Source organism: Natrinema pellirubrum DSM 15624, from assembly GCF_000230735.2.
GTDB lineage: Archaea > Halobacteriota > Halobacteria > Halobacteriales > Natrialbaceae > Natrinema > Natrinema pellirubrum.
In genome coordinates this window covers 3,439,199-3,450,674 of sequence record NC_019962.1, presented here as the reverse complement: position 1 = coordinate 3,450,674, position 11,476 = coordinate 3,439,199, and the positions used below count along the sequence as shown (strand labels likewise).

The window sequence follows — 11,476 nt, the reverse complement described above, 5'->3', positions numbered from 1 at the left end:
GCGATCAACGGATCGCACCGCGGTCGCGAAGCGCGGCCAGCTCGTCCGCGTCGTATCCCGCGGCGGCGAGCAGTTCGTCCGTATGCTCGCCGTGGCCGGGGACCGATTCGTCGCGGCCCTCGGGGGCGTTCGACCCCAGCGCCGGGAACCCGACCCGCGGCGGCGCGTCGTCGGGCCGTTCGACCAGCCCGCGGGCCTCGAGTTGCGGATGTTCGAGCGCCTCGGCGGGCGTACAGACCGGCCCGGTCATCGTCTCGTCGCTCAGTTCGTCGAGCCAGTCATCCCGCGTGCGGGTTGCGAACAGGGCTTCGAGTTCCTCACGGACGGCGGTCAGTTCGGCGGGGTCGTCGGTCCTGTGCGCGTCGATCAGCTCCTCGCGGCCGACCTCCTCGCAGAAGGCCGTCCAGAACTTCGGCTCGAGGGCCGCCAGCGTCAGATAGCGGCCGTCGGCGGTCTCGTAGACGTCGTACCAGGGGAACTGGCCAGTAAGCGCCGTCTCGCCGGGACGGGGATCGTCGCCGGTCAGCGCCTCGTGACTGATCGCCTGCGAGAAGGAGGTGACCACGTCGGTCATGGCCACGTCGACGTACTCGCCGCCGTTGCCCAGTTCCCGCGAGAGGAGCCCGCCGACGATCGAAAACGCCGCGAACAGCCCGCCGCCGAGGTCGCCGATCTGATAGCCCGGGATCTGTGGGGCCATTTCCTCGTCCTCCCGGGTCATATCGAGTAAGCCGGCCACCCCGACGTAGTTGAGGTCGTGGCCCGCGCGCTCGGCGTAGGGTCCGGTCCCCCCGTAGCCCGACAGCGAGCAGTAGACCAGGTCCTCGTTGTACGCGACGAGCGTCTCGTAATCGATCTCGAGGCGGTCGGCGACGCCGGGGCGGAACTGTTCGAAGACGACGTCGGCCTCGGCGACGAGGTCGTAAAACGCCTCGCGGCCGCCCCCCGATTTCAGGTCGAGCGCGACGCTGCGTTTGCCGCGGTTGACGCTGTCGAACAGTGCGCCGACGTCACGCTCCGTCGTCGGCGGCGTATAGCGGGCGTAGTCGCCCGCGTCCGTGTCCTCGACTTTGATCACGTCGGCACCCGCGTCGGCGAGCAGTTGCGTCGCGTACGGACCCGGCAAGAGCCGCGACAGGTCGAGTATTCGAACGGAATCGAGCTGCATGGTACCACGTCCCGATCCGATCCCAAAAGTCTACTGTCGGTGGTCGGCCGGGGCTGTGGCCCCCCAGCCGCGATCGGCGCGAATCGCTCAGTCGTCGCCCTCGAGCGCCACCAGGTCGTCGACCGACGGGATGTCTGCCGCGGCGTCGGTGATCTGTTGCATCCGGTCGGTGTGTTTTTCGATCGCGTACTCGGCCAGTTCGCCGGACTCGAGGCCGCGGCGATCCGCGGGGTCGTCGGGCTGGAACCGCTCGTCCTCGGTGATCCCCTGGACGAGCGGGAGCAACTCCTCGACGGTCTCCTCGATGAGGTGGGGATCGACCCCCTCGGCGATGAGCTTCTTGAGCTGGTTCATCCCGAAGCCGACGTGGCGGCCCTCGTCGCTGCGGATCTTGGTGAATCCCTGGACGAGCCCCGGCAGGTGTGGCAGCCCCTCGAACTCGCCGCCGTAGGAGGTCTGCATCCCGTAGTAGCCCGTCTGTGCGAGGATGCCCTCCACCGTGAGGTGGTAGTGACAGTACGCTTTCGCCCTGTTTTCGGGGGTGTCTTCCTCGAGCAGTCGGAACTGCGCTTTCCGGTTGCGGTCGAACAGCTCGATGTAGGGGTCGTTGAACCACCGCTCGTGGCGGGGGTTCGACCGCTCCCAGCCGAGTTCGTCCTCGACCGTCCAGACGACCTCGCGCCAGTAGCGATCGAAGAAGTCGGCGTGTTTGGCCTCCTCGTACAGTTGGGTCGTTAGGAACAGCTGGTCGTCGATGTTATCGAGGACGGACCCCAGCGGCGCGAGGTCCTCCGTCACCGCGTCCTCGCCCGCCCCGAACTTCGCGATGCCGTTGAGGGTGCCATACCACGACTCCTGGTCGTATCCGTCCGTCTCCTCCATGAACGCGAGTAAGTTCTCGACGTCTCGCTCGAGGTCGATCTCGCCGGGGTCCCAGTGGCGCTCGACCGCGTTGCGGTAGTAGCGGTTCGATCGGGACTCCCGGTCCATCATCTCGGTTGGCGTGTACTCAGTTGCCATACCACATACTACTCGTCGCGGCTATTAAATGTGCAGTCCCTGTCACGCGGATCGAGTCCGTCGGGGTACCCGGAACCGCTCGAGCGGTCAGTCGCCGCCCTCGCCGGCGTCCGCTCGCCGGCTGTCCCCGCTCGCGTCACCCGAGGCGTGGTGTGTCTCGCTTTCCTCGATGCGCTCGTGGCGGTCGAGGGAGGTCATCGTCCGGTAGGTCTCGATCCGGTCGGTCTTCGCGAGCCTGTAGCGGTAGTAGCCGTAGGCGACGACGAACCAGCCCACGAGGACGACGCCGACGATCGGTCGCTGGAGCAGCGTGACGATCCAGAACGCGCCGGTCGCGACGGCCCCGCCGAGGACCGCGAGGAGGAGCCCGCGGTAGCGCCGGAGTCGGAACGGGGCGTTGGCGTAGTGGGCTGGGAACTCACGGGGCAGGTTCCAGAGCCCGATCGCACAGAAGAAGTACGCGGTGAGGCTGGCCAGGCCGATGAACACCGAGAGCCCCACGATCTCGTCCGCGATCGGGACGAGTACGAACGGCGGGAGGCCGAGCAGCGCAACGGCGTAGTGTGGGGTATCGAACCGGGGATGGATCCGGGCGAGCGACGCCGGGAGGATACCGTCGCGGCTCGCGCGCATGAGCGTCCGGGAGAAGACCAAAAGCGTCGTGTTCACGGTCGTGACGACCGCGAAGACGGCACCGGCGGCGACGACGTACTCGCCCCACCACGGGAGGAACCGCGTGGCGGCCATCGCGAGATCGGCTTCGGCCCCCAGTTCGGTGTAGGGAACGACGCCGACGAGGACGGCGATCAGCGCCACGTAAAACAGGGCGACGATCCCAATGCCCAGCCCCAGCACCAGCGGGATCGTCCGGCCGGGATCCTCGATCTCTTCGCCCAGTTCGACCAGCAGCCCGAAGCCAAGGAACGGATAGAACAGGGCGACCACCGCGAGCCCGAACGCGCCGTAGTCCGGGAAAAACGGCGCGTAGTTGGCGGCGTCGACTGCGGTCGCGCCGGGGACGATAAAGGTCAGGAGCGCGATCACGAGCCCGGCGAAGAAGACGAGTTGGACCTGTGCGACGACCCTGAGCCCGATCAGGTTGACCAGCAGGACGAACGCCAACAGGACGTAAATCAGCGGCGTCGACGGGACGTCGACGAAAATACGGATGTACTCCGCGAAGCCCGTCGCCGTGATGAGCAGCGATGCCCACGCGACCAGCGGGATGGTAACCGGGACCAGAAATCCCCAGTACGGCGCAGTGAGTCGAGAGATATAGACGTACAGTCCACCGGCGACTGGCATCGCCGACCCGAGCAGGGCGTTGTAGAGGACGACGAACGACGCCGGGATCGCCGCGAGGAGGATCGCCACCACGAGCGACGGGCCTGCGGTCCCCGCCAGCGGCCCCGGCAGGACGAATATCGGCACCGAGATGGCGTTCCCGACCAACAGCGCGAGGACGCCGACGATCCCGATGCTCGAGGACAGCGTCGCCGCGTCGGTGTCGCCGGAGGCGCTCATTCCGCCGTGGCTCGATCGGCCCGCCGGCGTCGGACGGCGGCGTCGCGGAGCCGTCGACCGAGGGCGAATCCGACGACGGCGCCGAGAACGGGCGCGACGGCGAGCAGCGCCGGGACCGTCGCCAGCGGGAGGACGATTCCGAGCCCGAGGCCGACCACCAGCCCGCCTTCGGGATACTGCGCCGCGGCGACCTCGCGCTCGACGTCGTCCATCTCCGCCGGCTCGTCGCGGTACTCTCCGATTGCCATGTAATGTCCCACCATACCACGGGTAAAATAGCTTCTGGACGTTGACACCAGCTGAACGTCGGTCGGTGGTGTCGGGACCGCGTCCGCCTCGCAGCGGCGCGTCGCGTTCGCGGCTCCGGCGGCGGGTCGGTGAGCGGCTCGGGCCGGCGACCGACACCGGCCTCCACGCACGTTGATAAGAACTAAGTCGGTTCCCATGAAGGTTGGTGCCATGGCACAAAAGAGTGCTGCCGTCGTCGGTGGCGGCATCATGGGCGCCGGTATCGCACAGGTACTCGCACGGAACGGCTACGACGTGGCCGTCCGCGAGATCAACGAGGAGTTGGCCGACGAGGCTCGAGAGCGCGTGATCTCGGGCAATTACGGGCTCGAGGACGCCGTCGAGGGCGGTTATCTCTCCGAGGACGAGAAAGACGCGGTCCTCGAGCGGATGACGTTCACGACGGATCTCGACGCGGCAACCGACGGGACCGACTTCACGATCGAGGCGGTTACCGAAGACCTGGCGATCAAGGGGCAGGTCTTCCGCGATCTGGACGAGGTCACGGACGATCAGCCGCTGTACTCGAACACGAGCGGGTTCGCCGTCACGTCGATCGCCAACGCCGTCTCCGACCCCTCTCGGGTCGCGGTGACGCACTTTTTCAACCCCGTCGCGGTCATGGACATGGTCGAAATCGTCCAGGCACCGGAGACTGACGAAGCCGTCGTCGAGCGCGCCGAGGAACTGGTCGACGAACTCGGGAAGACACGGGTTACCATCGACGACGATCCCGGCTCCTACGGCTTCCTCGCCAACCGCTGTCACGCGGCGATGCGCGAGGAGGCAAAGAAGATCGTCGACGAGGGGATTGCTACGGAGGAACAGGTCGACAAGGCGCTCGAGGACGGCTACAACCTCCCCGTCGGCCCGTTCTCGCTGACCGGCATCGGTGAGGAGTGGGACTGAGGTCGGTTTCGCAAACTGGTGCAGATTCGCTTCAGTTTTTGACTGCTGAATCGGTATGCGGTGGCGTGCGCTGAACCGCAGTGAGCGATAAGCGAACTGCGGTTCGATACTGCGCGAGGTCTTCGCGAGGTCTTCGCGAACGGAGTGAGCGAACGGCTCGGAAGACGCTTAGTGATTCGGGAAAGTTATTGAGCAGAAGTATCTCTTTAGTGTAGTGACTGGCCGAGAGAAGAAAATTGTGCGACACCTGTGTGAAGAGGATCTGGATCGTCTGCTCGGCGAGGCAGACGGTCAGAAGGAATTCGAACGCCTCGTGTTCATCAAACGGCTGTATAAGGGTGCCACGCTGAAGGAGGCTGCCGATGACGTTGGGAAATCTGAGGGCACCGCCACCAACTGGGTCAACCGCTGGAACGAAGGGGGTCTCGGCAAACTCACTCCGAACTTCGGGGGCGGTCGGCCCCCGAAGCTCGACGAAGACCGACAAGACGAACTCATCGATCGACTACGTGAGGGACAACCGTGGAAAAAACAGGAGATTCAGCATCTTCTCGACGAGGAGTTCGATGTCGAATATCATCCACACTCGGTAGTTCCCATCGAGTCAGCAGTTAGTTACGACTGATGAGGTTAGATTCTCAGAAAGCGTCTAGATGGGTGTTGTGCAATTCCTATACCATCCAGACACCGTTCTTACGGCCTCTGACCTTGAAACCTTAGCGCTTGATCTCCTCTCTGAGGTCCCGATCCCTGGAGTCGAAGGCTGTGGCTTCGACTCCGGGATCATCCGGCAGACACTCCTCCAAGCCGCTGTCGATCAGAAATCCATCAAGGCTGTCACTGACAGCACTCTCGGAACGTACTCCGACGACTACACACTCGCTCAGCTTCATACCGTTCCTGCTGCTGAACTCGAAGCCGTCGTTGTATCTGTTTAGCGGAGCGGCCAAGGTAAAATCGTAGCTCTCAGGGAAGAGCAGGACGAACAGCCACTAATCGTGCTTTCCGGGCTTGACGGATCGCCGGGGTCGTAATGATCAAGGAAACTTTTGAAAATCAAGAAACTTCTCACACCAGCTCTTTGCGAAACTGACTCGTTGTGTCACTTGATCAAATACGTCCTTGACGAGTTCGTGGAACTCGTCTTCGTTCTCAACGATGATCGGTGCCATCGTCCACTTGAGGTATTTCCAAACCTGTTCGATTGGGTTGAGATGCGGTGATCCTGAGGGAAGGAACACGAGATCGATGCCAAGTTGGTGCGCACGCTTGCGCGTGTATTCACAGATGTGGGAGCCGTGCTTGTCCAAGACGAGCAGAATCCGCTTGCCGGGATTCTGCTCGCGTACCGCCTCTAACACCTCGCAAATCCGCTCTTTCTCCTCGGTTTCTTTCCACTGGACCACACTGGTGCCGTTCACTGCGTAGAACCCAACCGCCGAGTCTTCTGTCTTCACTAACGGCCGCTCAATGTGTGGATCATCGACGTACCAGACACGTCGTGAATTGTCATACGGTTGTGGTTGTGATGCATCGAAAAACCCGAGAACAGTGCCTCCATCTGTACAGATATCGTCGTCGACGATCCACCCTTCTTCATCATCTCCTTCACGTTTGTTGTGGGGTTGATCATCTTCGTCGAGCGCGTCGTATAGTGATTCGGGAAAGTTATTGAGCAGAAGTATCTCTTTAGTGTAGTGACTGGTCGAGAGAAGAAAATTGTGCGACACCTGAGTGAAGAGGATCTGGATCGTCTTCTCGGCGAGGCAGACGATCAGAAGGAATTCGAACGCCTCGTGTTCATCAAACGGCTGTACAAGGGTGCCACGCTGAAGGAGGCTGCCGATGACGTTGGGAAATCTGAGGGCACCGCCACCAACTGGGTCAACCGCTGGAACGAAGGAGGCCTCGGCAAACTCACTCCGAACTTCGGGGGCGGTCGGCCCCCGAAGCTCGACGAAGACCAACAAGACGAACTCATCGATCGACTTCGCGAGGGACAACCGTGGAAAAAACAGGAGATCCAGCATCTTCTCGACAAGGAGTTCGATGTTGAATATCATCCACACTACCTCCCAACGTTCCTATACAATCTCGGCCTTTCCTACGCCATTCCTCGGACAAAACGGCCTGATCGACCCGACAACGCCGAAGAGATCCTCGACGAACGCGTCGAGTACGCGTTCGACGAGGATGCTCACGACCAGCCACACAATAAGCGCGACAGTGACGACGATGACGACGAAGAGGAGTGGCGCACCGATGAGGACATCTGTACTGATGGCGGGACTGTGGTGGGATTTTTCGATGTCTCGCATCCACAACCATGGGACAACTCTCAGCGACTGTACACGGTCGATGACCCACATATCACTCGGCCGCTGGTGAAAATCGATACACCAGCGGCCGGGTTCTATGCGCTCAACGGAGAGAGCGTGCTGTCGTTCCCACCGAACCAGGAGAAAGAACAAATCTGTGGGTGTTTCGAGGAGATCCGCGAGCAGAATCCCGGCAAGCGGATTCTGCTCGTGTTGGATAACTTTTCGTCACACGTCTGCAAGCACACGCGCAAGCGTGCTCATGAACTCGGGATTGATCTGGTGTTCCTGCCGGTTGGTTCCCCGGACCTCAACCCAATCGAACCTGTCTGGAAAAGTCTCAAGTGGGAGTCTTCGCCGTTGATTGTTAACGGCGAAGACGAATACCGGAGACTCCTTGACGAACTGTTCGACCAACTGACCGAGAAACTGAGTTTCGCTGCATCGTGGATTGACAATCACCTCAGTGGATTTCTCAATAAGATTTGCTAATCACTACGCGTCTTCCGGTGGATGAGCGAGCATAGCGAGCGAATCGGCTGGGGAGGGTGTGGTCCCTCCGTGTTGCCACGATAGCAGGAGCGCTTACCCTGTGGTTCTAAACACCACACGACGAGTGTCATCGACCAAGATAGCGCATTCTGCTATCGTGGCAACTAGGGATTCCACGTCCTCCCCAACCGATTCGCTCAGTCACTCCGTTCCTTCGCTCATCCCTCGCACAGCGTTGCGTCGCGGTTCGTTCGTCACTCACCGCGACACAGCGCGCGCCACCGCAGGCCGGTTCGTCGGGTAGCGTAAAACCAATGATACCGGTGCGAAGGCGTTACTTCCCGTCGAACTCGGGCTCGCGGTCCTCGGCAAACGCCGCCGCGCCCTCCGCGTGGTCCTCGGTCTTGAGCAGTTCCTGAAAGAGCTGGTTGTCGTAGGCCAGCCCTTCCTCGAGCCCGCTGTGAACCGCCATGTCGGCGGACTTCTTGATCGCCTGGATCGCGAGCGGTGCCTGCCCAGCAAGATCGTCGACGAACGCGTCGACTTCGTCCTCGAACTCGTCGTCGGCGTAGACGTGGTTGACGATGCCTTCCTCGCCCGCCCGTTCCGCGGAAATATGCTCGCCAGTCATCGCGAGTTCCTTCGCGAGGGCGGGGCCGGCAATCTTCGTGACGTACTGGACGCCGCCGGCACCGGGCAGGATGCCGAGGTTCACTTCGGGGAAGCCGAACGTACTGCTCTCGCTGGCCAGTCGGAAGTCACAGGCCAGCGCGGTCTCTAAGCCGCCGCCCAGACAGTAGCCATCGATCTTCGCGATGACCGGCGCGGGGAAGTCCCGAATGAAATCGTAGTGGCTCCGGGCCGAGGTGCCGCCGGCCGACGCGTCGGAGAAGCCGCCGATGTCCGCGCCGGCACAGAAGGCCTTCTCGCCGGCCCCCTCGAGGACCACGGCACGTAAGGCGACGCCGTCGGCACCCTCGTTTTGCTCCTCGAGCAGTTCGAGGCCCGCGACGATATCGTCCCTGAGCTGGGCGCTCAGCGCGTTCAACGCGTCCGGCCGGTTCATCGTCAGCGTGCCGACGCCGCTGTCTTCGTCGAACTCCACTAGGACTGTCTCGAGTGATTCGTCCATGGGTGACGGTCACGGCCACCGATCAAAAAGGTGTCCCGTTTCACACCCCGGCCGACGGACGACCCCAGTCACTGGCCGGCACGTACCATCCTGCTGTCGTCGCCGTCGGTTCCGGGATCGAGTCCGCGCCGGGAGCGACCGCTCGAGCGCTTGTAGTCGCTGAAAACATACTGAAACTCGTCTTTCGGACGATGGGTGCTAGAGTTACCCGAATAATCGTTCCGATCCGATTGCACAACTGAGAGACGATCCGTCGTTTCCGAACGCGGCCGAGGGATCGGCCCGGCAACCCGTTCCCGTCGGACCGATCGATCGGCGAGCGGACTGGCGCTCGGTCAGAACGCCTGCAGGTCCTCGAGGACGGCCTCTGCGCTGCCGTCGTCGATGACCTCACGAGCCCGCTCGAGGCCCGCGTCCAGGCTCTCGACGTCCTGGCGGGCGTACATCCGGAACGCGCCGTTGAGCGCGATGGCGTCGGCGAAGTGGTCCTCGCGGTCGCCGGACAGTACCTCCGCGGTGATCGTCGCGGAATCGACCGCGATGTCGTCGACGGCGAGGTCCTCGCGTTCCATGTCCATCCCGTACTCGGCAGTCTCGATCTCGTAGTCCTCGAGGTCCTCGCCCGAACTCCACTCGGCGACTTTCGTGTAGCCGGGTCGAATGTCGTCGTAGCCCTCCATCCCCTGGAAGAAGATGGCCCGCGAGTAGTCGAGTCGCTCGCTCTCTCGGATGAGGTCGATCATCTTCCGCGCGAACGCGAGGTGGTAGAACGACCCCAGGTGGACGTCCGCGTTCGCCGGGTTGGCGACGGTCTCGATCGTGTTGACGAACGTTCGGACGCCCATCTCGTCGCGACGGTCGAAGAGGTCGTCGATGACGGGGTTGAACGCGGGCTGGTAGTAGAAGCCGAAGCCGGTCTCGTCGACCATGTCGGCGCTCTCGCCCGGCTCGAGTTCGGTCCGAACGCCGAGTTCCTCGAGGACGTGTTTGTAGGGGGTCGCCTTCTGGGAGGGAACGCGGTCCCCGGAGTGGACGACGACCGGCGTGCCCGCGGCGGCGGCGACGACGCCGGCACCGACGCCGAGGATGGCGGAGGTGTCCTTGCCGTCGTAGTTCGCGCCGCAGTCGACCGGATCTGCCTCGGGTTCGGCGGTCACGACCGACTCCTCGCGCATGACGTCGGTGTAGGCCGCCAGCTCCTCGGGGTTGTTGCGCTTCCAGCGATTCGCCAGCCAGAACGCGCCGAGGGTGGTCTGGTCGGGCTCGCCGGCCAGGATCCGCTGGAAGGCCTCGCGGGCCTGCTCGCGATCCATGTCGTCGGCCGATTTGGGGCCGGAACCGACTACCTCCGTCATCAGGCGTTTCAACGGCCAATCGCCGAACTCCTGGGATGCCTGCGCCATGGGCGAGGCTTCGGACGGCCACCGCAAAAACCCCGCGTTTCCGGGATTCCCGCGGCCGTCAAACGACGGGTTCGATGTCGCTCGAGCGACGCGGCGTCACGGCGATCGTCCGGCGCTCCCGACCGCCGAGACGACCCGAAAACGATACGGTCCCCTTCTCCCTAGGACGACCAATGAGTGCCCTGTCGGGGAACTGGCGCGACGCCATCGACGACGTGGACGCGGCGCTGATCGACGGCTATCAGAGCGGGTTCCCGATCGAGGAACGCCCGTTCGACCGCGTCGGTGCCGACCTCGGAATCGACGAATCCGCCGCGGTCGACCGCGTTCGAGCCCTCCGAGAGGCGGGGATCGCCCGCCGGTTCGGAGCCGTCCTCAACCCGCCCGTGATCGGCTCTTCGACGCTTGCCGCGATCCAGGCCCCCGAGGACCGCTTCGACGAGATCGCGGCGATCGTCAACGAGTACCGGCAGGTCAACCACAACTACGCCCGCGACCACGAGTGGAACATGTGGTTCGTCGTCACTGCCGGCTCCCGCGAGGCCCGCGACGAGATCCTCGCCGAGATCGAGGCCCGAACCGGCTGTGACGTGTTGAACCTGCCGATGCTGACCGACTACTACATCGACCTCGAGTTCCCCGTCGTCAACGCCGACCGCTTTGCGCGCGAATCGCTCGAGGCCGGCACCGACTCCTCGGCGACCCGGATCAGCGAGGCCGCGACGGGCGATCTCTCCGCGCTCGAGGCCGACCTCCTGCTCGAGATTCAGGATGGCTTTCCCCTCTCGGCGACGCCGTACCGGGACATCGCCGCGGCGCTCGACGCCCCCGTCGACGACGTCCTCGCGGCCGTCGAACGCCTGCTTTCGACCGGTTGTATCAAGCGGATCGGCTGCGTGATCAACCACGTCGCCACGGGCTTCGATGCCAACTGCATGGTCGTCTGGGACGTTCCCGACGAGGACCTCGATGCGTGGGGCGAGCGGGCTGGCGGGTTGCCCTACGTCACCCTCTGCTATCACCGACCCCGCCGGCCCGAGCAGGACTGGCCGTACAACCTGTTCACGATGATCCACGGTCGCGACCCCGACGCCGTCGACGAGAAGATCGACGAACTCGCCGCCGATTACCTCCCCGTCGACCACGAGCGACTCTACTCCACCGAGACGCTGAAACAGACCGGCGCGCGCTACGACGACCTGCTCGGTACGTAGCCGGGCGC

The 11,476-nt window shown here is 63.5% G+C and carries 10 protein-coding genes and 2 pseudogenes; 5 read left to right on the top strand and 7 right to left on the bottom strand.

From position 1 onward, the window contains the following. Window positions 1-4: 4 nt before the first annotated feature. The 4 genes from NATPE_RS16770 to NATPE_RS16755 all read right to left on the bottom strand — a co-directional run bounded on the left by NATPE_RS16770 (window position 5) and on the right by NATPE_RS16755 (window position 3,960). Complete coding sequence (locus NATPE_RS16770; RefSeq protein WP_006182782.1) at window positions 5-1,168, bottom strand: CaiB/BaiF CoA transferase family protein; 1,164 nt, start codon at window positions 1,166-1,168, stop codon at window positions 5-7. A gap of 87 nt (window positions 1,169-1,255) precedes the next feature. Beyond that, on the bottom strand, window positions 1,256-2,188 hold the full coding sequence (locus NATPE_RS16765) for a ferritin family protein (protein WP_006182781.1): 933 nt from the start codon (window positions 2,186-2,188) through the stop codon (window positions 1,256-1,258). A gap of 87 nt (window positions 2,189-2,275) precedes the next feature. Then, window positions 2,276-3,712 carry an APC family permease gene (locus NATPE_RS16760; RefSeq protein WP_006182780.1) on the bottom strand — a complete coding sequence of 479 codons (1,437 nt, stop codon included), beginning with the start codon at window positions 3,710-3,712 and terminating at the stop codon, window positions 2,276-2,278. Further along, the gene (locus NATPE_RS16755; protein WP_006182779.1) at window positions 3,709-3,960 is read right to left on the bottom strand and encodes a hypothetical protein; all 252 of its coding nucleotides are present in this window, start codon (window positions 3,958-3,960) and stop codon (window positions 3,709-3,711) included. Before NATPE_RS16755 ends, NATPE_RS16760 begins: the two co-directional genes overlap by 4 nt. 211 nt (window positions 3,961-4,171) lie before the next feature. Here NATPE_RS16755 and NATPE_RS16750 point away from each other — a divergent pair, with 211 nt between their 5' ends. The 3 genes and pseudogenes from NATPE_RS16750 to NATPE_RS16740 all read left to right on the top strand — a co-directional run bounded on the left by NATPE_RS16750 (window position 4,172) and on the right by NATPE_RS16740 (window position 5,847). Further along, the gene (locus NATPE_RS16750) at window positions 4,172-4,909 is read left to right on the top strand and encodes a 3-hydroxyacyl-CoA dehydrogenase family protein (protein WP_006182778.1); all 738 of its coding nucleotides are present in this window, start codon (window positions 4,172-4,174) and stop codon (window positions 4,907-4,909) included. A 214-nt stretch (window positions 4,910-5,123) separates the two neighbouring features. Next, window positions 5,124-5,492, top strand: a pseudogene (locus NATPE_RS16745) (helix-turn-helix domain-containing protein); the annotation flags it as partial. Between the two features lie 70 nt (window positions 5,493-5,562). After that, window positions 5,563-5,847: a hypothetical protein gene (locus NATPE_RS16740; protein ID WP_015299230.1), complete on the top strand. Its 285-nt coding sequence runs from the start codon at window positions 5,563-5,565 to the stop codon at window positions 5,845-5,847. Between the two features lie 99 nt (window positions 5,848-5,946). Here NATPE_RS16740 and NATPE_RS21530 read toward each other — a convergent pair. Next, window positions 5,947-6,570, bottom strand: a pseudogene (locus NATPE_RS21530) (IS630 family transposase); the annotation flags it as partial. 36 nt (window positions 6,571-6,606) lie between these two features. On the opposite strand from NATPE_RS21530, the gene NATPE_RS16730 reads away from it, so the two are divergent. Next, window positions 6,607-7,719, top strand: coding sequence for an IS630-like element ISNpe13 family transposase (locus NATPE_RS16730; protein WP_049897244.1), 1,113 nt, complete (start codon window positions 6,607-6,609; stop codon window positions 7,717-7,719). Window positions 7,720-8,053: 334 nt separating this feature from the next. On the opposite strand, the gene NATPE_RS16725 is transcribed toward NATPE_RS16730, so the two are convergent. Together NATPE_RS16725 and NATPE_RS16720 are read right to left on the bottom strand one after the other, a co-directional pair. After that, a complete protein-coding gene (locus NATPE_RS16725) occupies window positions 8,054-8,851 on the bottom strand; it encodes an enoyl-CoA hydratase/isomerase family protein (protein WP_006182771.1) in 798 nt (265 codons plus the stop codon). A gap of 335 nt (window positions 8,852-9,186) precedes the next feature. Next, a complete protein-coding gene (locus tag NATPE_RS16720; protein ID WP_006182770.1) occupies window positions 9,187-10,254 on the bottom strand; it encodes an anthranilate phosphoribosyltransferase in 1,068 nt (355 codons plus the stop codon). Window positions 10,255-10,427: 173 nt separating this feature from the next. Between NATPE_RS16720 and ahbB the strand changes: the two genes are divergently transcribed. Beyond that, window positions 10,428-11,468 (top strand): siroheme decarboxylase subunit beta, encoded by a 1,041-nt coding sequence (gene ahbB, locus NATPE_RS16715; RefSeq protein ID WP_006182769.1) that lies wholly within the window; start codon window positions 10,428-10,430, stop codon window positions 11,466-11,468. Window positions 11,469-11,476 lie beyond the last annotated feature (8 nt).

Coding starts and splice junctions, on each gene's coding strand:
- ahbB (WP_006182769.1), top strand. CDS start 10,428: ATGAGTGCCCTGTCGGGGAACTGGCGCGACGCCATCGACGACGTGGAC.
- NATPE_RS16720 (WP_006182770.1), bottom strand. CDS start 10,254: ATGGCGCAGGCATCCCAGGAGTTCGGCGATTGGCCGTTGAAACGCCTG.
- NATPE_RS16765 (WP_006182781.1), bottom strand. CDS start 2,188: ATGGCAACTGAGTACACGCCAACCGAGATGATGGACCGGGAGTCCCGA.
- NATPE_RS16750 (WP_006182778.1), top strand. CDS start 4,172: ATGGCACAAAAGAGTGCTGCCGTCGTCGGTGGCGGCATCATGGGCGCC.
- NATPE_RS16770 (WP_006182782.1), bottom strand. CDS start 1,168: ATGCAGCTCGATTCCGTTCGAATACTCGACCTGTCGCGGCTCTTGCCG.
- NATPE_RS16725 (WP_006182771.1), bottom strand. CDS start 8,851: ATGGACGAATCACTCGAGACAGTCCTAGTGGAGTTCGACGAAGACAGC.
- NATPE_RS16740 (WP_015299230.1), top strand. CDS start 5,563: ATGGGTGTTGTGCAATTCCTATACCATCCAGACACCGTTCTTACGGCC.
- NATPE_RS16755 (WP_006182779.1), bottom strand. CDS start 3,960: ATGGCAATCGGAGAGTACCGCGACGAGCCGGCGGAGATGGACGACGTC.
- NATPE_RS16760 (WP_006182780.1), bottom strand. CDS start 3,712: ATGAGCGCCTCCGGCGACACCGACGCGGCGACGCTGTCCTCGAGCATC.